The sequence below is a fragment of the Aliiroseovarius pelagivivens genome (assembly GCF_900302485.1).
GTDB lineage: Bacteria > Pseudomonadota > Alphaproteobacteria > Rhodobacterales > Rhodobacteraceae > Aliiroseovarius > Aliiroseovarius pelagivivens.
Genome location: NZ_OMOI01000001.1, coordinates 1,799,397 through 1,820,717, shown reverse-complemented (window position 1 = coordinate 1,820,717; position 21,321 = coordinate 1,799,397). Strand labels below are relative to the sequence as shown.

18 protein-coding genes are annotated in these 21,321 nt (G+C 58.7%); 10 read left to right on the top strand and 8 right to left on the bottom strand.

Annotation, left to right across the window (positions count from 1 at the left end; all coding sequences use genetic code 11):
• Nucleotides 1-64: 64 nt before the first annotated feature.
• Complete coding sequence (locus ALP8811_RS08905) at nucleotides 65-1,375, bottom strand: NAD(P)/FAD-dependent oxidoreductase (protein WP_181363726.1); 1,311 nt, start codon at nucleotides 1,373-1,375, stop codon at nucleotides 65-67.
• A 199-nt stretch (nucleotides 1,376-1,574) separates the two neighbouring features.
• Between ALP8811_RS08905 and selD the strand changes: the two genes are divergently transcribed.
• Nucleotides 1,575-3,755, top strand: a complete 2,181-nt coding sequence (selD, locus tag ALP8811_RS08900) for a selenide, water dikinase SelD (protein WP_108856761.1) — start codon at nucleotides 1,575-1,577, stop codon at nucleotides 3,753-3,755.
• 5 nt (nucleotides 3,756-3,760) lie between these two features.
• On the opposite strand, the gene mnmH is transcribed toward selD, so the two are convergent.
• Nucleotides 3,761-4,807, bottom strand: coding sequence for a tRNA 2-selenouridine(34) synthase MnmH (gene mnmH / locus ALP8811_RS08895; RefSeq protein WP_108856760.1), 1,047 nt, complete (start codon nucleotides 4,805-4,807; stop codon nucleotides 3,761-3,763).
• A 173-nt stretch (nucleotides 4,808-4,980) separates the two neighbouring features.
• On the opposite strand from mnmH, the gene ALP8811_RS08890 reads away from it, so the two are divergent.
• From ALP8811_RS08890 to ALP8811_RS08880, 3 genes are all read left to right on the top strand, one after another.
• Entirely contained in the window at nucleotides 4,981-6,228 is a 1,248-nt protein-coding gene (locus tag ALP8811_RS08890; RefSeq protein WP_108856759.1) for a hypothetical protein, read from the top strand.
• An 11-nt stretch (nucleotides 6,229-6,239) separates the two neighbouring features.
• On the top strand, nucleotides 6,240-6,977 hold the full coding sequence (locus ALP8811_RS08885; protein WP_108856758.1) for a hypothetical protein: 738 nt from the start codon (nucleotides 6,240-6,242) through the stop codon (nucleotides 6,975-6,977).
• A gap of 148 nt (nucleotides 6,978-7,125) precedes the next feature.
• Nucleotides 7,126-8,376, top strand: coding sequence for an imelysin family protein (locus tag ALP8811_RS08880; protein ID WP_108856757.1), 1,251 nt, complete (start codon nucleotides 7,126-7,128; stop codon nucleotides 8,374-8,376).
• Nucleotides 8,377-8,427: 51 nt separating this feature from the next.
• Here the strand turns inward: ALP8811_RS08880 and ALP8811_RS08875 are convergent, their stop codons facing one another.
• Together ALP8811_RS08875 and ALP8811_RS08870 are read right to left on the bottom strand one after the other, a co-directional pair.
• Nucleotides 8,428-9,540 carry a CaiB/BaiF CoA transferase family protein gene (locus tag ALP8811_RS08875; protein ID WP_108856756.1) on the bottom strand — a complete coding sequence of 371 codons (1,113 nt, stop codon included), beginning with the start codon at nucleotides 9,538-9,540 and terminating at the stop codon, nucleotides 8,428-8,430.
• 8 nt (nucleotides 9,541-9,548) lie between these two features.
• Nucleotides 9,549-10,130, bottom strand: coding sequence for a cupin domain-containing protein (locus ALP8811_RS08870; RefSeq protein ID WP_108856755.1), 582 nt, complete (start codon nucleotides 10,128-10,130; stop codon nucleotides 9,549-9,551).
• A gap of 136 nt (nucleotides 10,131-10,266) precedes the next feature.
• On the opposite strand from ALP8811_RS08870, the gene gabT reads away from it, so the two are divergent.
• The gene (gabT, locus tag ALP8811_RS08865; protein ID WP_108856754.1) at nucleotides 10,267-11,562 is read left to right on the top strand and encodes a 4-aminobutyrate--2-oxoglutarate transaminase; all 1,296 of its coding nucleotides are present in this window, start codon (nucleotides 10,267-10,269) and stop codon (nucleotides 11,560-11,562) included.
• Nucleotides 11,563-11,565: 3 nt separating this feature from the next.
• Nucleotides 11,566-12,777 (top strand): acyl-CoA dehydrogenase, encoded by a 1,212-nt coding sequence (locus ALP8811_RS08860; RefSeq protein ID WP_108856753.1) that lies wholly within the window; start codon nucleotides 11,566-11,568, stop codon nucleotides 12,775-12,777.
• 49 nt (nucleotides 12,778-12,826) lie between these two features.
• On the opposite strand, the gene ALP8811_RS08855 is transcribed toward ALP8811_RS08860, so the two are convergent.
• A complete protein-coding gene (locus tag ALP8811_RS08855; RefSeq protein WP_108856752.1) occupies nucleotides 12,827-13,834 on the bottom strand; it encodes a zinc ABC transporter substrate-binding protein in 1,008 nt (335 codons plus the stop codon).
• Nucleotides 13,835-13,910: 76 nt separating this feature from the next.
• Here ALP8811_RS08855 and ALP8811_RS08850 point away from each other — a divergent pair, with 76 nt between their 5' ends.
• The 4 genes from ALP8811_RS08850 to ALP8811_RS08835 are packed head-to-tail and all read left to right on the top strand — an operon-like array spanning nucleotide 13,911 to nucleotide 16,847.
• On the top strand, nucleotides 13,911-14,399 hold the full coding sequence (locus tag ALP8811_RS08850; RefSeq protein ID WP_108856751.1) for a Fur family transcriptional regulator: 489 nt from the start codon (nucleotides 13,911-13,913) through the stop codon (nucleotides 14,397-14,399).
• Nucleotides 14,396-15,181, top strand: a complete 786-nt coding sequence (locus ALP8811_RS08845; RefSeq protein WP_108856750.1) for a metal ABC transporter ATP-binding protein — start codon at nucleotides 14,396-14,398, stop codon at nucleotides 15,179-15,181. The genes ALP8811_RS08850 and ALP8811_RS08845 overlap by 4 nt, the downstream gene beginning before the upstream one ends.
• Nucleotides 15,171-15,968 (top strand): metal ABC transporter permease, encoded by a 798-nt coding sequence (locus tag ALP8811_RS08840; protein ID WP_108856749.1) that lies wholly within the window; start codon nucleotides 15,171-15,173, stop codon nucleotides 15,966-15,968. Before ALP8811_RS08845 ends, ALP8811_RS08840 begins: the two co-directional genes overlap by 11 nt.
• 12 nt (nucleotides 15,969-15,980) lie before the next feature.
• Nucleotides 15,981-16,847 (top strand): phosphate acyltransferase, encoded by an 867-nt coding sequence (locus ALP8811_RS08835; RefSeq protein WP_108856748.1) that lies wholly within the window; start codon nucleotides 15,981-15,983, stop codon nucleotides 16,845-16,847.
• Between the two features lie 3 nt (nucleotides 16,848-16,850).
• On the opposite strand, the gene pta is transcribed toward ALP8811_RS08835, so the two are convergent.
• The 3 genes from pta to pdxR form a co-directional block, all read right to left on the bottom strand.
• Nucleotides 16,851-17,855, bottom strand: a complete 1,005-nt coding sequence (pta, locus tag ALP8811_RS08830; RefSeq protein ID WP_108856747.1) for a phosphate acetyltransferase — start codon at nucleotides 17,853-17,855, stop codon at nucleotides 16,851-16,853.
• An 87-nt stretch (nucleotides 17,856-17,942) separates the two neighbouring features.
• The gene (xsc, locus tag ALP8811_RS08825; protein ID WP_108856746.1) at nucleotides 17,943-19,718 is read right to left on the bottom strand and encodes a sulfoacetaldehyde acetyltransferase; all 1,776 of its coding nucleotides are present in this window, start codon (nucleotides 19,716-19,718) and stop codon (nucleotides 17,943-17,945) included.
• A gap of 117 nt (nucleotides 19,719-19,835) precedes the next feature.
• Complete coding sequence (gene pdxR / locus ALP8811_RS08820; RefSeq protein ID WP_108856745.1) at nucleotides 19,836-21,314, bottom strand: MocR-like pyridoxine biosynthesis transcription factor PdxR; 1,479 nt, start codon at nucleotides 21,312-21,314, stop codon at nucleotides 19,836-19,838.
• Nucleotides 21,315-21,321 lie beyond the last annotated feature (7 nt).

Sequence of the window (21,321 nt, the reverse complement as noted above, 5' to 3'; positions counted from 1 at the left end):
TGATCAAAGGCACATAGCCGGGAATTTGAAAGGGGGCCAAGCGGCCCCCTTTGTTCTTTTCTGCTTAACGATAGCGCCATTCAAAGTACCGCTCTTTCAGCGCTTCCCAGTAATACACCGTGTCTGCCGCCAGCGGCCCGAACATGGAGCCATTCCAAGTCAGGCCGTAAGAGTCCAGCACCTTGTGGCGTTGGCCATTTTCGACAAGCGCTTCGGCGATCAGGCGCCCGATGATAGGTCCCACGTTGATGCCGTGACCACCAAGGCCAGTGGCGGCCCAGACGCCGTCATGCAGTTCGCACACATAGGGCATGCGGTGGCGCGCATAGCCAAGAAGACCGCTCCATGTCGCATCGATTTTGACATCTGCAAGCTGTGGGAAAACGGACGTTAAGGCGCGGCGCATCTGCTGTTCCAGATTTGCGGGCTCCAAGGCCATGCCCGTCATGCCGCCACCCCACAGCAATCGCCTGTCCGGCGTGATACGGAAATAGTCGCAAGCCATCCGCGTGTCGACAATGGCAGCTGTCGTACTGATGATCTCGTCCGCCAAATCGCCAAGAGGTTCGGTAGCAGTCACAAAAGTGCCGATGGGCAGCAGGTTGCGTTGCAATCTCTTGTGAAACCCGTCCACCATCCCGCCTTGGCATAGAATGATGTTCTGGCACTGGATGGAGCCGGCTGGCGTGGTGATCAGATGACCCGCCCCGTGACGCGACATCGAGACCGCACGCGTGTTCTCAAAGAAGCGCCCGCCTAGGCGTTGTGTTTCCCGGGCAAGTCCAAGGCAATAGTTCAGCGAATGGGCGTGAAAGCCCTGCGGGTCATAAACGCCATCAAAATACCGATCGGTGCGCACCATCTCGCGCAGCTTTTCGGTCGAAATATAGTCCAGTTGATAGCCATAGGCGTCGGCCTTGTGCCTGATGTAATCCTGCATCGCCTGCGCGTCGCGATACCGCGTCACCGACAAACTTCCGGGGCGCATATCGACGCCGGGTAGGGCCAGAGTTTCGGTGTAAGACCGGAAGATATCGACCCCTTCTTGGGACAGATCAAAGATCTGCTTGGCGGTCTTCATGCCAAGTTTCTTTTCAATGGCTGCGCCGTCTGCGGCAAAACCCGGCCCGACCACACCACCGTTGCGACCGCTTGCACCCCATGCGATCTGATCTGCCTCCAACAACACCACAGCTCTTCCGGCCTTGGTCAATTCATAGGCGCAGCTGATACCGGCGATGCCGCCTCCGATGATGCAGACCTCTGTCTCGATCCGATCTGTCAGGGGCGCTGCGTCCAGCGATGGCACCATGGTGCGCGTATAGTAGGTGTCGCGGTATGAGGCGGTTGAACTGTTCGTCTGGGTCTGCGTCATTGGTGGTTCTGTCCTGTTGGTCCGTATGCCACATGGGGCCACCTTGCGCCGCGTTTTTGGGGGGCTCAAGATGAAAACTCTGCACCGCCACGTTTTCCAATCGGAACGAAACTGTCGCGCCCTTGTGAAAGCCTCGGCAGTGGTCATTCAACGCGTGGTCAGGTATCGCCTAGGGCAACAGTTGTTAAGGTGATCTGTGATGCTTGCTCAGTCGGTTCTGACAAAAGACCTTGTGTTGATCGGGGGTGGTCATGCCCATGCGTTGGTGCTGCGCCAATGGGGGATGAAGCCCTTGGCCGGTGCGCGACTGACACTGATCAATCCGGCCCCGACGGCGCCGTATTCAGGGATGCTTCCGGGACATATCGCAGGCCACTACACGCGCGAGGCGTTGGACATTGATCTGGTGAAACTGGCGCGATTTGCAGGCGCGCGGTTGGTGATCGGACATGCCACCGAGATTGATCCGGTGGCGAAGACGGTCACTGTCGAGGGCGGGCGTGAGATCGGGTATGATGTGGCCTCGGTCGATATCGGGATCCATGCGCAGATGCCCGACATTCCCGGGTTTTCCGAACATGCTTGCGGCGCGAAGCCCTTGGATGTCTATGCAGCCAAATGGCAGGACTTCCTGCGCGCTGTCGCTGCGGGTGATGCTGCGCCCCACGTGGTAGTGATTGGGGCTGGCGTGGCCGGGGTCGAGCTGGCCTTGGCGATGGCGCACGCGTTGCGGGATCACCCAAATACGAAGGTGCATCTGATCGAAGCAGGGGATGACATCACGGCGCGCGCCAAGGCGGCACGCGCTCCTTTGCGTGCAGCGATGCGCGATTTGGGGGTGGCGCTTCATGCGAGGGCCTTGGTCGCGCGGATCACAGCGGATCATGTGGTGCTGGCCGATGGCGCGATGCTCGACAGCCAGTTCATCGTGGGAACCGCCGGGGCCTTCGCCCATGGCTGGTTGCAAGAGACCGCACTGCCTTTGACGCCGGATGGGTTCATCCCGGTCGGGCAGGAGTTCCAAGTGCAGGGGCATGACGATTTGTTTGCTGTGGGCGATTGCGCCGAGATGCTGCATGACCCGCGCCCCAAAGCCGGAGTGTTCGCTGTGCGCGCGGCGCCTGTTTTGGCGCACAATTTGCGGGCCGCGTTGACAGGCGGGTCCATGAAGCCCTTCAAGCCGCAAAATGATTATCTGAAGCTGATCTCGATGGGCGGCAAGCGAGCCTTGGCCGAAAAATGGGGGCGTGCGATTGCGTTGCCCGGTCTTTGGCGCTGGAAGGATCACATCGACCAGAAGTTCATGCAGAAGTTCCGGGAATATCCGGCCATGTCGCGCGGGCCTGAAACGCAAGAACAGGCGCTGGGCGGGAATGACGGTGACACGGCGCCGCTGTGTGGCGGCTGCGGGTCAAAAGTTGCTCCGGGCAGCTTGACGCAGGCGCTGTCGAAACTGGACCAGCCCATGCCGGATGAGGTTCTGACAGGGCCGGGGGATGATGCGGCGGTCATGCGTGTGGGTGGAGCAGTTCAGGTTCTGACCACGGATCACCTGCGAGCTTTCACTGATGATCACGGCGCCCTTGCGCGGATCGCGGTGAACCATGCGATGGGGGACATCTGGGCGATGGGGGCGCAGCCCAAGACCGCAATGCTGTCAGTCATCATGCCCCGCATGAGTGCAGCGTTTCAGACCCGCACGATGGACGAGATTTTGGCGCAGGTGTCCGCGTTCCTTGCAGAAGAACAGGTGGCTCTGATCGGCGGGCATTCCAGCATGGGGGCCGAGATGACGATCGGTGTGTCCATGACGGGTCTGTTGCCCGAGGGCACGCAGGCGTTGACCACTGCAGGGGCGCAGCCTGGGGATCACCTGATTATGACCCGCCCCATCGGGTCTGGTACGTTGCTGGCCGGCGAAATGCAGGGCCGTGCGGATGGGCGCGATGTAGCGCAGCTGATGCAAAGCATGGCGTACTCGCAAGGGGGCGAGGCGCGTCTGTTGCAGCCCCACGCAACGGCGATGACCGATGTGACGGGGTTTGGCCTGGCAGGACATCTGATGGCCATTTGTCGCGCATCAGGCGTGGCAGCCGAACTGGATTTGCGCGCGGTGCCAACCTATCCGGGGGCCGAGGTCTTGGCGGAAGCTGGCGTGCGGTCGACCATCCACGATGCCAATAAAGAGGCTGCTCCGGTCAATGGCGCGGACGGTTCCAAAGGCGTGCTGCTGCATGATCCTCAGACCGCAGGTGGTTTTCTGGCCGCCGTGCCCGAGCGGGATGTGCAAGCCGCGCTGGACGCCTTCGCCGCCGAAGGCAGACAGGTATTTGTCATTGGGCAACTGCAGGCTGGCAGCCCCAGCATTCTCTGCCGTTAGATCGCTCAGTCGTCAGTTTGCGCGATCAGGGTTGCAGCGGTCTCGGCCAAGGTGGAGTCTGACAAATCAGGCAGTGCAATCCGCGTTGGGTCGGGTGCTTCCTTGCGGGTGATGCGCCGATAGCGAGGGTCATAGTGTGTTTCGATCAATCCCTCTGCAAGGGCGCACATATCGCCATTGCGGGCCAACCCGTGCCACAGGTCAACCTGACTGCGTCCATGATACGACACAAGCTGTTCCAGGATGCCCTCTAACCGGACGGGGTCTTCAATCAGGTCGTCATAATCACGGGCCAGATGTTTGGCGCGGGCGGGCAGGGGGGCTGACAGTTCAAACCGGGGTGCGCGGATCATCTTTTGCCATAGGCTGGGGGGCACGATCAAACGACCGATTTTGTTGCTCTCGGCCTCGACAAACACAGGACGCGACGGGTCAAAACGGCTGAGTGCCATGGCGACTTGGCTTTCAAACCATTTTTGGCTGGGCTGCGCTGGGCCAACTAGCCCGAACAGTGAGCCGCGGTGGCTGGCGAGATGCTCGAGATCCAGAACCTGAGCGCCAGCTTCGTTCAGCGCCTCAAGCAAGCGAGTCTTGGCGGTGCCGGTGCCTCCGTCGATCAGGATCAACTTGTGCGGAAGTGGCGCATCATAGAGCAGCGCCTTCACCAGACGACGATAAGATTTGTACCCGCCTTCTAGCTGCTGGGCGCGCCAGCCGATCTGCGACAGGATCGAAACAACCGAACCGGAACGTTGTCCACCACGCCAGCAATAGACCACAGGCTTCCAGCCCCCCGGCTGCTCGGCCAGTTCGGTTTCAAGATGGGTTGCCACATTGCGTGCGACCAAGGCCGCCCCGATCTTGCGCGCTTTAAAAGGGCTGTCTTGTACGTAAATCGTGCCTACGCGGGCGCGTTCGGCGTCGCTGAGCGCGGGCAGGTTGATTGCGCCGGGAATGTGATCCTCGGCGAACTCGGATGGCGCACGCACGTCGATGATGTCATCTGCATCCAGCGCTGAAAGTTCAGCCAAAGTGTCAAGCTTCAGGGCCATCTCGATCCTCTTGGTTCTAGGCTGCGGTGGTAAACCAGACCGTTGCCCTGCACCAGTCCGTTAAAAATGATGAAAACCAACGATTTCCCTGATGAATCTTTGAAAGTCGACAGATTTAGCGGTTATGCTACTTGTAATTGATAGAAAAAATTCACGAAGGGACGGATCACATCATGACAAGATCTGAAGCGTCATACACCAGACATCGCATATCCCGTTGGACAGCTTTCCTTGGCGCGGCAGGGCTGGCGTCGACCTTTGCGACCAGCGCGCAGGCGGACATGAAATACGAGGTTATCAAGGGGGATCAAGGAAGCTGTTCAGTCATCTTTGAACCCCGGTCCAAGACGTCGGACGATGCGCCACTGCTTGTGGCCAAATACAAAACATCTGGCAAGAAGGGTCTCGTAAGCATCGAAGCGACACGGGATGGTGATTGGGAACAGCTTCAAATCGTACATCAAAACCAGCGCGACAAGTTTTCGGGTGTTTTTGACGTCAAACCAAAGAACCTTGAATCCGAGCCACTTTGGACGATCCTGCAAGGTGATGGCGACGATGCCGTGTTGTTTCATCTGACTGGGCGTGACGGCAATGACGAGTTCCATTCAGCGTCATACACCAACTTGACGACCACAGGTATTACCGCGGCCCTTGCCAATGAATGTGGTGCCAAAGGCGGACCTTTCCAACCTAGCGAGATTGGGAGCCTTGAAGAAGAGGAAGCGCTGGAGCTGAAGCCGCGTGACATTCGTCATATACGTTGGGTTCTGAACCAGAAATACTCGAATGCAGAAGATGTCGGTCTGGGTGATTTCACCGGTCGAGAGCGTGACATGCTGGTAGAATACGCATCGTCGAATGGACACGAGCCAACGCGCTATTTGAACAAGGCGATCGCGGAGCAATTGCTCGAAGAAAAGTTCAAGCCAAAGCGAAAAGACCTGCGTGGTGAACCCGGCTTCAAGCGATTTGATGATTGGATCAGCTATGACGATTCCGAGGATGGGACCTGTGCGATCGTCAGCTTTGCGAAGAGCACCAAGGGGTTCAAAACCTATACGGTGCCGCGAATGGAAATCCATGCTGATCCGTCAGCGCGCGGAAACTCACTTTACTTTGATTTTGTGACCCCGAACCGCTTCAACAACGATTTTCCGATTACGGCCACTGTCGATGGACGCAAAATCCGTCTGAACATCGAAGACGGGCGCGTGCGCCCAGTTGATCTTCGCAGTGGGTTTGCATCTGCCGACATCGTCCGCGCCATCCGTCGCGGGAAAGAGGTTGTGATCCGAGGCACGGGGAAAAATGAGAAAGCCAAGCATGTGGTGCGGTTCTCGGCCTTGGGCTTTACCGCCGCATTCAACAAGATGGCCTATGACTGTGATCGCCCCAGAATTCGCGAGTGGTTGAGATAAGGATGAAACCAATGAAATCTATGTCTAAAAACTTGTCTCGTTTTTCGCTGCTTTTGACATTTTGTGGGGCCGTCGGTTTTGCACTTCCGGCTCACGCAGAGCTTAGCAAACTGTTTGGAGTGACCCTGATTGCCGATGTCAGTGGCGATGCACAGAAGATGACAGCGCGCTCGGCTCAGCGCTTGATGCGTGGTGTCAAAGAAGATCTGGGCGAAATTTGGGGTCGGGTGGATTTGTCTTTGGTGGCATTTGGCAACGGGCTGGAAACGCGCGTGGATCGGCTCGGAAAAGTGAAAGTCGGCGAACTCCAAGAGTTGCTGGAAGACTATGATCCCGAGGCATCAGCGCCGGATGAGCCAGGTCTTCGCGCACTTCGCGCGACCGTTCGAAAGCTTCAGACCTATCCCGCTGGGCAGATGATCATCGTTCTGGCAGGAGGAGACCTTCGGGACGCGGGACCAGATGATAGCAGTCTGGAGAATCCCAAGATTGAATTGCCTGACAACACGTATGTGATGTTGATCAAGACGACACCAGAAGCTGGCCGCGATCTGCGCAAGTTGGGAGAAGGGCTTGAAAACAAAGCCGAGAACGTCACCATAATACGTTTTGGAAGCGATGAGCGTGCCCAAAAGCGCGTGGTGAAGCAGATCACAGAGGCGTTCGAAGCCAATTTTCGGGATGCCATTCGTAGCGGGACATTACCTGGGTTTCCGGAACCGCCCGCAGATGCGACATCAGACGAATAGCCCGTAAGATGATTGTGAGAGCCCGGCCCATTTGGCCGGGCTTTTTTTTGTTGCGGGATTGGAAAGTCCGACAAAAATACTCAGAAAAATCTTTACCCGATAAAAATACTTTGGTAATTGAGCCGCGAATGAAACACACGAGGTTCATATGTTCCGTAATGCTCTTTTGGCGACCAGTATCGCCAGTCTTGCCACGTCAGCGGCATTTGCTGTCACACCCGAAGAGGTCGTAACCAACTATGCCAATATTGCACTGGCCGGTTATGAAGACAGCCTGTCTACGGCCAAAGCGTTGAAGGCCTCGGTTGATGCTCTGGTTGCTGCACCTTCTGATGCGACCCTTGAAGCCGCCAGAAAAGATTGGCTGGCCGCCCGTGTACCATATCAGCAAACCGAAGCCTTCCGCTTTGGCAACCCAACCGTTGATGATTGGGAAGGCAAAGTGAACGCGTGGCCGCTGGACGAGGGGCTGATTGACTATATCGCCGCCGATTATGGCGGGAATGACGAAAACCCGTTCTCGACCGCGAATGTCATTGCAAATGCCAAGCTGAATGTTGGTGGCGCGATGATCGATGCAACGACCATCACGCCGGACCTGCTGGAAAGCCTGCACGAAGTTGAAGGCATCGAGGCGAACGTGGCCACTGGCTATCACGCCATCGAGTTCCTGCTTTGGGGGCAAGACCTGTCGGGCACAGATCACGGTGCGGGCATGCGTCCGGCGTCAGACTTTAGCGCTTCCAACTGCACCGGCGGCAACTGTGATCGCCGTGCGCAGTACCTTGTGGCGGCCACAGATCTGCTGATCTCGGATTTGGAAGAAGCGGTGGCAAACTGGTCAGAAAGCGGGCAAGGCCGTACCGATGTGACAACGGATGCCGGTCAGGGTGTCACAATGGCGCTGACTGGAATTGGATCGCTGTCCTATGGAGAACAAGCTGGCGAGCGTATGAAGCTCGGCCTTCTGTTGAATGATCCGGAAGAAGAGCATGACTGCTTTTCGGACAACACCCACAATTCGCATTACTTCGACGGTCTGGGCATTCGCAACGTCTATACAGGCCGCTATGTCCGCATCGATGGGTCCGTTGTTGAAGGCGCGTCACTGTATGATCTGGTGAAAGCCGCAGACGGCGCGCTGGCGGACAACCTGCTGGGTGACATGAACGAAACCATGATCGCGCTAGGTGACATCCGCACGGCGGCCGAAGCGGGAACGTCGTATGACCAGATGCTGGGTGCGGGGCATCCGGGCGGTGCGCTGGTTCAGAATGCGATTGATCGTCTGGTGGATCAAACCCGCAATATCGAACGTGCCGTTGCCGTGGTTGGCGCGGGCGACGTCGCGGTCGAGGGCTCGGACAGCTTGGACAACCCGACCGCCGTGTTCCAGTAATATCAGCCGGAAAGTCGCAATGGGGCAGGCGCGATACGTCTGCCCTTTTCGCTATTCCTTGCCTTTGGGCAGCACCGGCGCTGTACGGTCCAGCTTCAGCTCGGCATCCGAAAACACCCATGGCCCGCGTACGCCGGGTACCCCTTCGGGGGTGATCTGCATTCCGCGATGCTGAATTTGGGGGTTCTCGAAGGTCTGCTCCATCGTGTTGATCGGACCGGCGGGGACGGTGGCGTCTTCTAGCGCTGCCAAAATGTCAGCCATGGTCCAAGTCGACAAGGCATCCTCGATGGCTGGGCTTAGCGCGTCGCGATGGGCAACTCGGTCAGAGTTCGTGCCAAACCGCGCATCCGAGGCCAGTTCCTCGCGCCCAATCACACCGCAGAACCGCTGAAACTGCCCGTCATTGCCAACGGCCAGAATGATATGCCCATCCTTCACCGGGCAAACCTGATAGGGGGCGATGTTCGGATGTTCGTTCCCCAACCGATTGGGGCTGTTCCCAGTTGCCAGATAGTTCATCGCCTGATTGGCCATCAGGGCAGTGGCGCAATCCAACAGGCTCATATCCACATGCTGCCCGCGCCCGGTGCGGTGGCGCTGTTCGACCGCGGCCAGAATGCCGATGGTCCCGTAAAGCCCTGTGACAATATCGGTGATCGCGACGCCTACTTTTTGTGGTTGGCCTGCTGGATCACCCGTCACCGACATCAGGCCCGAGAGACCCTGCAGCAGAAAGTCATACCCCGCGCGTTTAGCCCACGGCCCGTCCTGCCCAAAGCCGGTGACCGAGCAATAGATCAGGCGCGGGTTCAGCTTTGACAGGCTATCGTAATCCAGCCCGTACTTCTCTAGCCCGCCAACCTTGAAGTTCTCGACCAGAATGTCGGCATCTTTGATCAGTTCGCGCACCTTTTCCTGCCCCTCAGGCGTGCGGAAATCGGCGGTGATCACGTCTTTGCCCCGGTTGGCGCAATAGTAATAGGCGGCGGTTTTGTCGCCGTCGCGTTCGATGAAGGGGGGGCCCCATGTGCGGGTATCATCGCCGGTCTCGGCCTCGACCTTCACCACATCCGCGCCCAGATCGGCCAGAGATTGTCCGATCCATGGCCCGGCCAGAATGCGGGCAAGTTCTACGACTTTCAGTCCTTCAAGCGGGTGCATGGAAGCTCCTATAGATATGGGGGGGTGCAGGCCGAGATGACGCGTGCCGGCCGGTCCGAGATGTTGCGGAACCGATGTGGCTCGCGCGAGTTGAACAGATAGGAATCGCCGGTTTTCAGCACGCGGGTTTCCTCGCCCACGGTGATTTCCAGCTCGCCCTCGATCACGATGCCGCCTTCGTTGGCCTCGTGTTCGATCATGGTTTCGCCGGTGTCAGCGCCGGGTTCATAGAATTCTTGCAGCACCTGCAGCCCGTGCGCTTTGGCGTCGCCCACCTGTTTGATGGTGATCATGCGTTGGGCCGCTTCGTTGTCCTGATATAGTGCGGATGTCAGGTCGCGCAGTTCGCTCGGTGTGAAGAAAACCTGCTGGGTGGCGGGTGCTTCAGGTTCGAAAAACTCCGACATGGACATGTGGAAGCCGCCCAATATCTTGCGCAAGCTTGCGACTGATGGCGACGAATGGTTCCGCTCGATCATGGAAATCTGGCCATGGGGGACCCCCGCAGCTTCGGCCAACTGCCTTTGAGACAAGCCAAATTGCTGTCTCAGCTCTTTCAGCCGGGTGCCTACGTCAAACTCATCATGCATAACTGATCCCCTTTGCCTGCACCCGTTCGGGCCAATGGCGAGTCTCTGCTTTTCTATATCTTGCGCAAAATTTTGATAGCATTGCTCAGGATTTTGCGCAATATGGAGCGGAATCAAATTTTGTCTGGGGGTTCGCATGTCGAATACAGAAGCTCTTATGACCCGCCGCGCGGATGCGGTGGCAAACGGTGTCGCTACCCGTGGCATCTATGCCGCGCGCGCCGAGAACGCAGAATTGTGGGATGTTGATGGCAAACGCTTCATCGATTTCGCCGCAGGGATCGCGGTGAACAACACAGGTCATCGCCATCCGAAGGTGATGGCTGCCGTGGCCGAACAGGCCGAGGCCTTCACCCACACCTGTTTCCACGTTGCCCCCTATGAGGGGTACATATCGCTGGCCGAGCGTTTGAATGCCGCCACGCCGGGTGATTTCGCCAAGAAGACCATGATGGTCACCACCGGCGCTGAAGCGGTCGAGAACGCCGTGAAGATGGCCCGTGCCTACACCGGCCGTTCGGGCGTGATTGCATTCTCGGGCGCTTTCCACGGCCGCACCCTGATGGGGATGGCGCTGTGCGGCAAGGTGAACCCTTATAAGAAAGCCTTTGGCGCCATGCCGCCCGAAGTGCTGCACGCCCCGTTCCCGAATGCCTTCCACGGCGTTTCGGTCGAACAGTCGCTGGCGGTACTGGACAACATGCTGAAAAGCTCGATCGACCCCGAGCGTGTTGCCGCGATGATCATCGAGCCCGTTCAGGGCGAGGGCGGCTTCAATATCGCGCCGCCTGAGTTCCTGAAAGCGATCCGCGCCCTCTGTGACGAACACGGCATTGTCCTGATCGCGGACGAAGTTCAGGCAGGCATTGCGCGGACCGGCAAAATGTTTGCCTTCGATCATGCTGGTGTCGCTGCCGATCTGGTGACCATGGCAAAGGGTCTGGCCGGGGGCTTCCCGCTCTCAGCTGTCACTGGCCGGGCCGAGATCGTCGATGCCGCCCCAGCGGGTGGCATCGGCGGTACTTATGCCGGTAACCCGCTGGCTGTCGCTGCCGCGCACGCCGTTCTGGACGTGATCGACGAAGAAAAGCTGTGTGATCGCGCCACCGAGATTGGTGAGAAGATCAATGCACGCCTGACCGATATTGCGGCCCGTCAGGGCATGGAAGCCATCGGTGATGTGCGCGGCTTGGGCGCGATGGTGGCCTTTGAACTGGTCACCGACCGCGAAACCAATGCACCGGATGCAGCGCTGACCATGGCGATTGTGGCCGAGGCTGAAAAGCGCGGTCTGATCATCCTGCCGTGCGGCACCCGTGGCAACGCCGTGCGCCTGTTGCCGCCCCTGACTGTTCCGGCTGATCAGCTGGACGAAGCCCTTGATATTCTGGAAGCTTCCATCGAAGCCTCCATCAACGCGAAAGGAGCCTGAGACATGGCCGATCTTGCCCCTCAATCCCGCCCTGAACTGTCCAGCTTTAACTGGGAAGACCCGTTCCTGCTGGAAGACCAGTTGAATGAAGACGAGCGTATGATCCGCGACGCGGCCAAGGCCTATTGCGCCGAGAAGCTGGCCCCGCGCGTCACTGAAGCATACGCAACCGAGACCACCGACCCGGAAATCTTCGCCGAGATGGGCGAGATGGGCCTGCTGGGCACCACCATTCCCGAGGAATACGGCGGCATCGGTGCCGGTTACGTGACCTATGGTCTGGTTGCCCGCGAAGTGGAAGGCATCGACAGCGGCTATCGCTCGATGATGTCGGTGCAGTCGTCGTTGGTGATGTACCCGATCTACGCCTATGGCTCGGAAGAGCAGCGTAACAAGTACCTGCCGAAGTTGGCCTCGGGCGAGTGGATCGGTTGTTTCGGTCTGACCGAACCCGATGCGGGTTCGGATCCCGGAAGCATGAAAACCACGGCCAAGAAGGTCGATGGCGGCTATGTGCTGAACGGATCGAAAATGTGGATCTCGAACGCGCCGATTGCGGATGTCTTCGTTGTTTGGGCCAAGTCGGATGCCCATGGCGGCAAGATCCGTGGCTTCGTGTTGGAAAAAGGCATGAAAGGCCTGTCCGCGCCGAAAATCGAAAACAAGCTGAGCCTGCGTGCGTCCATCACCGGCGAGATCGTTCTGGACGGCGTGGAAGTGTCGGAAGATGCGCTGCTGCCCAACGTGGAAGGCTTGAAAGGCCCGTTCGGCTGTCTGAACCGTGCGCGTTATGGCATCGCTTGGGGCGCCATGGGTGCTGCTGAAAGCTGCTGGCACGCCTCGCGTCAGTACGGTCTGGACCGTAAACAGTTCGGCAAGCCGCTGGCACAAACCCAACTGTTCCAGCTGAAACTCGCCAACATGCAGACCGAGATCTCACTGGGCCTGCAAGCCGCGCTGCGCGTTGGTCGCCTGATGGACGAAGCCAAAGCCGCGCCCGAGATGGTCTCGATCATCAAGCGCAACAACTGCGGCAAGGCACTGGAAATTGCCCGACACGCCCGTGACATGCACGGTGGCAACGGTATCTCGCTGGAATTCAACGTGATCCGCCACATGGTGAATCTGGAAACAGTGAACACCTATGAAGGCACCCACGACGTCCACGCCCTGATCCTTGGTCGCGCACAGACCGACCTGCAGGCGTTCTTCTGATCGCCAACTAATCGAATAAAGGGGCGTCCTTTTGGGCGCCCCTTTCCGTTTAATTACCCTCCAAACAGGCGGCGATCGTATCTGCCATCGTCCACATCAGGTTTTCATACAGCATTGGTCCGATATCTTGGGTCGCTCCGCCGGGATCCAGAGCCGCAGTTCCAATGCCTTCGTTCTTGGCCAGCTCCTGCACCAGAGATGTGCCCTGTGTGGGCTCTGAGAAGATGCACGACACGTCGCCCTGCGCGATCTGGTCGGCAATTTCGGCGAGTTGCGCGGCCGAGGGCGGAGCCGCATCAGTTTCGCGGATCGCTCCCAGACTGTTTAGCGCATAGTGATCTGTGAAATAGCCAAGCGCATCGTGGAACAGGATGAATCCCTTGCCTTGAACAGGGGCAAGACGCGCTTGAATGCGGCTGTCCAACGCGGCGATGTTTTCCTGCGCCTTGTGGGCATTTTCGTGATACCGCCCGGCGTTCTCGGGATCCAACTCGGACAGCTCTTCGGCGATGGCTTCAATCCAGACCTGTGCGTTCTGGGGTGACAGCCATGCGTGCGGGTCGACACCTTCGACATGCACGGCGTGCGTGTCATGATCATGGTCGTCATGCGTTTCATGCTCGTGCTCGTGCTCGTGATCATGTTCTGCATGGTCGTCATGTCCGTGATCATCCGTGTGATCGCCTTCATGCTCCTCGGAATCGTCGTGGCCGTGGTCATGCCCGCCTTCGCGCAGTACTGTGCCTGCCTCGGACAATAGTGCCATGCTGTGATCTAGCGATGCCCCTTCGACAGCACGCTCAAGCCACGGCGTCATGGCCGGGCCAACCCAAATCAGCAGATCAGCATCCGACAGGGACCGCATTTGCGACGGACGCATTTGAAAACCGTGCGGATCGGCGCCTTGCGGCAGCAGCAGCTCAGGTGCGCCTACGCCCTCCATCACCTGTGTGGCAAGAGAATGGATGGGTGCGAAATCGGTCACGGCTTTCGGCGTTTCCGACATCAGAAAAGTTGGCACAATGCACAGTGCAACTGTGGCACGGGTCAATGTCATCGGGGCTTGCTCCGGTTAGTGTGATGTTATATCATTTTTAAAAGGTGATAATATTACACAGATCAGGTGTCAACACATGTCCGATCCTGCCAGCGCGTTCCACGACCACGACCACACGTCATGTACCAGCGACGCGCTTTCGCGCGCCGAGGGTATTTGTCTTCAAGCTGGGGCGCGGTTGACGCCGGTACGCCGCCGTACTTTAGAGATTTTGCTTGAGGAGCACCGCGCGATGGGGGCGTATGATGTTCTGGAACGCCTGTCTGAAGATGGCTTCGGCAGCCAGCCGCCCGTCGCTTATCGTGCCTTGGAATTCCTTGTGGATCAGGGGCTTGCGCACCGAATTCGGCGCTTGAATGCCTTCACGGCCTGCACCACATTTGAATGCGACCACGCCCCAGCCTTCTTTATTTGTAGAACCTGCAAGGCCGTGGCCGAGATCCCGGCAACTGCCTTGCGTTCGATGATCAACGAGGCGGGCGCGAAGCTGGGTTTTGCCGTCGAACGCGCCAATGTCGAGGCATTGGGCCTATGCCCATCCTGTCAGGACGAGGCAGCGGTATGACGTTGATCGAGGCCAAGGGCCTGACGGTCCGTCATGGCGCGCAGCTTGTGCTGGACAAAGTCGACATGTCCGTCGCGCCGGGCGAGATTGTCACCATCGTTGGCCCCAACGGATCAGGCAAGACATCGCTTCTGCGGGCACTTCTGGGGCTGATCCAATCCAAGGGGAAGGTCACACGGAAGGCGGGTTTGGTCATTGGATATGTTCCACAAAAGCTGGCGCTTGATCCGACACTTCCATTGCCCGTGCGCACCTTTCTGAACCTTCCAAAGTCGCACAAGCCGGATCAGATCTCGGCGATGCTGGGACGCGTAGGGGTGCCCGGGATCGAAGCACGCCAAGTGGCAGAGCTGTCTGGTGGTCAGTTGCAGCGCGTTCTTTTGGCGCGTGCCTTGCTGGAAAATCCCGACATACTGATCTTGGACGAGCCGACACAGGGGCTGGACCAGATGGGCGAGGCGGGCTTCTATCGCCTGATCGAGGATGTGCGCCGTGATACGGGTGTTGCTGTTCTGATGGTCTCGCATGATCTGCACGTGGTGATGAGCGCCTCGGATCGGGTGATTTGTCTGAACGGGCATGTCTGTTGCGAGGGCAAACCCCAAGTTGTGCAGAACGCTCCTGAATATCGGGCGCTGTTTGGTCATGGCACGCAAGGCGCGCTGGCGTTGTATCAGCATGCGCATGACCACGATCACGATCATAACTGCACGCATGATCACAGCCACGAACACAGCCAAGAACACCGGGCACCGCAGGACGAGGTCGAACATGCTGGATGACTTCCTTGTGCGCGCAGCACTTGCTGCCTTTGGCTTGTCCATCGCAACCGGTCCTTTGGGGGCCTTCGTCGTATGGCGTCGGATGGCCTATTTTGGCGATGCTACGGCCCACGCGGCCATTTTGGGTGTCGCGTTGGCGTTGATCTTCTCGGTTCCAATCAGCCTCGGCACGTTGATCGTCGCGTTGGCTATGGCTGGCGCGATCAGTTGGATGATGGCGCAGGGGCAGTCGCCAGACAGTGGGCTTGGCGTTCTGTCCTTCGGGGCGCTGTCAGCAGGGCTGGTCGCAATATCGTTCGTGCCTAACGTGCGGGTTGATCTGTCCGCCTATCTGTTCGGAGATATTCTGACGGTCACGCGATCCGATCTTCTGCTGATTTGGGGGGGCGCTGCCTTGATAGCTGCAGTTATCGCGTGGCGCTGGTCCAAATTGCTGCTGTCCACACTCAGCCCCGATTTGGCGGCGGCTTCAGGTGTGAAGCCCAACCGCGAAAGCCTTGTCATCACGGTGTCTATTGCGCTGGTGGTTGCGGTGTCATTGAAGGTTGTTGGGGCGCTTTTGGTGTCTGCCATGCTGATTATTCCGGCCACCGCCGCGCGCCGCGTTTCGACGTCTCCGTTGCAGATGGTGATTGCGGCAGTACTGGTCAGCTGGGCCGCCAGCGGGGCAGGGCTTTGGGCGTCGCTGCGGTTGGATACGCCTGCCGGACCGTCAATCATCGTCGCCGCAGCGTTGATCTTTGTGCTGACAACAAGTTATAGGACGATCCGCAACCCAACCTCTTGATAGGACAGCTTCATGACGGCCACGCTGGATCGCGCCTTCGAGATCGCCGCAGAGCGAAAGCCGCGCGTTGTCTTTCCCGAAATGGAAGATCCCCGCATTTCAGAGGCTGCTGCGCGACTGGATGCCGACGGATTGGTGACGCCGGTTGCACTTGTCGAACAAGCCGAGCATCACGTGAACGCGCTGACATCCAACCGGGCAATGCGAAGCACGATTGCCAAGCGGCTGTTGCAACGGCCCCTCATGCGGGCAGCGGCCATGGTCGCGACGGGTGAAGCGGATCTGATGGTGGCAGGCGCCATCGCCCCCACTCGCCGCGTGATCGAAGCCGCGTCAATGGTGATCGGGCTTGAAGACGGTATCCAAACGCCGTCCAGCTATTTCCTTATGGTTCTTCCCGATGGGCAGGAATTCATCTTTGCCGATTGCGCGGTCAACGTGTCTCCGACCTCTCAGGAACTGGCGGATATCGCCAATGCAAGCGCCAAGACCGCAAAGTCCCTTCTGGGGCGCGCTGATGTCGCGCTGTTGTCCTTCTCGACAGGATATTCCGGAACAGGCGAGGCGGTCGAGAAAGTGCGCGAAGCCGCAAATATCACGGGGTTTCCCGGGCCGGTCCAGGCGGATGCTGCCTTGGATATTGTGACGGCGCAGAAAAAACAGGCGGGCATAAGTAGTCGCGCCAATGTGTTGGTTTTCCCAAATTTGGACGCTGGCAACATCGCCTACAAGCTGCTGGTGCAACTGGCAGGGGCCAAAGCGTATGGCCCAATCCTGCAGGGCTTCCGAAAACCGATCTGTGATCTAAGCCGCGGCGCAACTGTAGACGAGATCGTCGCTGCGACTGTTCTGTCGATCGCGGACTCGGACGGGCAATAGAGGCTATTCGTTGTCGCTGGCTTGTGCGGCTGTGACGGCAATCATATGCAGTATGTCCTCGGACGAACATCCGCGTGAAAGATCATTGGCCGGTTTGGCCAGCCCCTGAAGGACTGGCCCAATCGCCTCGGCCCCACCCATACGTTGGGCGATCTTATAGGCGATGTTTCCGCTTTCCAGATTGGGAAAGATAAAGACATTTGCGTTGCCCTGAAGGGGACTGCCTTCGGCTTTGCGGGCGGCCACGTCCGGCACAAAGGCAGCGTCGAATTGAAGCTCGCCGTCGATTATCAGATTTGGCGCGCGGGTGCGGGCGGTCTCGGTCGCGGTCACGACTTTCGACACCGCGTCATGTTCGGCACTTCCACGGGTCGAGAATGACAGCATCGCCACGCGAGGCGCTTCGCCGATCAGGCGCTCGAATGAATGGGCCGAGCTGAGGGCGATCTGTGCCATTTCGTCAGCCGACGGATCAACCACCAGCCCGCTATCGGCAAAGATTATTGCCCCCTTGCGATCATGGTGTTCCTTGCAGAACAGCATCAGAAAAAAGGAGGATACCAGATTGGTGTCCGGTTTGGTCCCGATGATCTGGATAGCGGCACGCACGATGTCTGCGGTGGTCGCAACAGCGCCGCCCACGGTGCCATCGGCGTGGCCGGATTTAACCAGAAGGGCTGCGAAGATATGAGGCAGATCCACGGCGGTCTGCGCATCTTCAGGCGTCACACCCTTGTGTTTGCGCAAGCTGTGATAATGCTCGGCCAGTTCATCGCGAAGTAAAGAAGTCGCAGGATCGTGGATCTCGATCCCGTCCGGAATTTCGATGCCTTGTGCTGCGAACTCGGCCTGTATTTCTGCTGTGTTGCCCACAAGACCAATGCGCGCAATTCCTTGCGTAACTGCCTGATACCCAGCGGTCACAGCACGCGGGTCGCTGCCCTCGGAGAGGATGATCCGCAGGTTGGTGCGGGCCGCATTTTTCAGAAGGGTTTCTAGCGGTTTCATCAGGGCCTCGGGGTCAGGGGACGGGGAGTCGTAAAGTTCTCGGCCAAATGTCCGGGCGCGAGGAACCTCGCGCCCGGGGTGTTGCGATCAGACTTGCTGAGGCTTCATGTCGTCTTTGCTGATGCCAGCAACTTTTACTGGCTTCTTCATCGCGTCGCGACGGAAGGGCTCACCAAGTTCTTGGTTGATCATGGCTTCGATCAGGGTGGTGATGCCGTTCTTCTGGTCCTTCACGGCCTGGTTCAGTGCATCTGTCAGCTCGTCCATGGTGCGGGCGACAACGCCTTTCAAACCACAGGCGTTGGCGATGCCAGCGTAGGATACCTGCTGGTCCAGCTCGGTACCCACGAAGTTGTCGTCAAACCACAGGGTCGAGTTGCGCTTCTCGGCGCCCCACTGGTAGTTGCGGAAGACGATTTGCGTCACGGCGGGCCATTCTTCGCGACCGATGGCGGTCAGTTCGGTCACGGCGATGCCGAAAGCACCGTCGCCCGAGAAGCCAACAACCGGAACATCCGGGCAGCCGATCTTTGCGCCGACAACCGCTGGCAGGCCATAGCCACAGGGGCCAAACAGGCCGGGCGCCAGATACTTGCGGCCCTCGTCGAAGGACGGGTAGGCGTTACCGATGGCGCAGTTGTTGCCGATGTCGGACGAGATGATCGCCTCTTTCGGCAGGGCGGATTGGATCGCGCGCCACGCCATGCGGGGGCTCATCCATTCGGGCTTGTCTGCGCGGGCGCGTTCGTTCCAGGTGGTACCCGGATCGTCGTCCTCGTGCGTCATCGAGCTGAGCTGCTGGGCCCAAGCGGATTTCTTCTGCGCGATGTTGGCTTTGCGCTCGTCGCGGCCTGCATCACCGGCGGTATCCGACAGTTGCGCCAGAATGCCATCGGCGACTTTGGCTGCGTCGCCAATGATGCCTACGGATACGGCTTTGGTCAGGCCGATGCGGTCGGGGTTGATGTCGACCTGAATGATCTTGGCGTCTGCGGGCCAGTACTCCATGCCATAGCCCGGCAGGGTCGAGAACGGGTTCAGGCGGGTGCCAAGGCACAGAACGACGTCGGCGTCCTTGATCAGCTCCATGCCGGCTTTAGAGCCGTTATAGCCCAAGGGACCAGCAAACAGCGGGTGCGAGCCCGGGAAGGCGTCGTTGTGCTGGTAGCCAACGCAAACCGGGGCGTCCAGACGCTCGGCCAGCGCTTTGGAAGCGTCGATGCCACCTTTCGACAGAACCACACCGGCACCGTTCAGGATGACCGGGTTCTTGGCGTCCGACAGCAAGGCTGCAGCTTCGGCCACGGCTTCTGCGCCGCCCGAGGGGCGTTCGAAGTCCACGATGGCAGGCAGGTTGATGTCGACGATCTGGGTGAACATATCGCGCGGAATGTTCAGCTGCGCTGGCGCCGAGGCGCGCTTGGCGTTCATGATCACGCGGTTCAGAACTTCGGCAACACGAGACGGGTCGCGTACTTCTTCCTGATAGCAAACGCAGTCAGCGAACATGCGCATCTGTTCCATTTCCTGGAAACCACCCTGACCGATGGTCTTGTTGGCGGCCTGCGGGGTGACCAGCAGCAGCGGAGTGTGGTTCCAGTAAGCGGTTTTGACAGCAGTCACGAAGTTGGTGATGCCCGGGCCGTTTTGCGCGATCATCATCGACATCTTGCCGGTGGCGCGGGTATAGCCGTCGGCCATCATGCCGCCCGATCCTTCATGGGCACAGTCCCAGAAGGTAATGCCCGCATCGGGGAAAATGTCAGAAATCGGCATCATTGCAGATCCGATAATGCCAAAAGCATGTTCGATCCCATGCATCTGAAGCACTTTTACGAACGCTTCTTCCGTGGTCATTTTCATCTTCACGCTCTCCCTTGAAATGGCAGTGGGGGCCGAGTTCACTTCGGTCACCCTTTTTGTTTTCCTGAATCTTTATTAGGCAGCGTGACCCATCGCCTATAGGGCCAGTTGCATTGGCTATCTGGCGCCAGATCTTTCGGCCGAGGTGATCTCATCCGCAATCAGCGAGATCCCTTCGGGGATACGCGCGGCTGGAATCGAGCTATAGGCGATCCGATAGAAATTGGTTGGTTGGTTGGGGCCGCGAAAGAACGGTGTGCCGGGTTCGATCAAAACACCTTTGGCGTTCAGCTGTCCAGCCAACTTGTCCATGTCCACGCCGTCTGGCGCGCGCATCCAAAAGGCCGAGCCGCCAAAAACGCCGCGTCCCGCTATGGTCAGCCCCGTCTCTTCAATGGCTTGGTTCATGACTTCACGCCGTTCCTGATAGGCGCTCCCCATGCGGCGGATCAGGGCATCGTAATGGCCCAGCGACAAGAAATAGGCGACGGTGCGCTGGATCAGGCCGGGCGGGTGGCGCAGCACGGCAGATCGCAGTGCACGGGCTTCGCGGATAAAGGGTTCGGATCCGACCATGTAGCCAAGGCGCAGTCCCGGAAACAGAGATTTCGAGAAACTTCCCACGTAGATCACACGCCCCTCGCGATCCAAGGATTTCAACGCGGGCGAAGGCGGTTTCAGGAACGACATCTCGAAATCATAGTCGTCCTCGACGATCACCGCGTCCAGTTCCTTGGCGCGCGCTAAAAGCGCCTTGCGCCGCTCGATCGGCATGGTGGCTGTGGTCGGGCTGTGGTGACTGGGCGTGGAGAAGATGACATCGGTGCCGTCTGGCAACATTTCGGGTGGAAGGCCGTCGCGGTCGACGGGGATGTTGACCAAATGGCAGCGACTTTGGGTCAGCACGTCGCGCAGGGAATAGTAACACGGGTCTTCAATCGCAGCGGTGCGGCGTTGGGTCAGAAGGATTTGCGCGGCCATCCACAGCGCGTTCTGCGCGCCCAGCGTGATCAGAATTTCCTCGGGCCGGGCCAGAATGCCGCGACGGGGAAGAATGTGGCGCGCGATGAATTCGATCAGTTGCGGATCATCCTGATCGTAATAGTCGCCCATCATGATCTCATGGTCCTTGTGCCCAAGCGCACGAAGGGCACAAAGGCGCCATGCGTTGTGGTCAAACAACTTCGGGTCAGCCTGACCATAGATGAATGGATATTTCTGTTGCCGCCAGTTCTGCGGCTTTTGCGGCGTGCTGCCGCCGGTGAAATGGTTGCCAATGGCGCGATGCCAATCAACCTTGTCTTCGCCCCGGGCGCGGGGTTGGAAGCTGGGTGGTTCCGGAGCGTTCTCCGAGACATAAAAGCCCGATCTTCCCTTGGACGAGAGATAGTCGTTCGCCTGAAGCTCGGTATAGGCCAATGTCACTGTGATCCGGCTAACACCCAGATGGGTTGACAGTTTCCGCGTTGAGGGAAGCTTTTCGCCACGGGGCAGGCGCCCGGACAAGATCGCCTCGGCGATCATTTGCTGGATCTGAGCCTGAAGCGTGCCTTGGGCGTCTGGGTCCAGAAAAAATGTTTCAACAGGTGCTGCCATAGGAAGC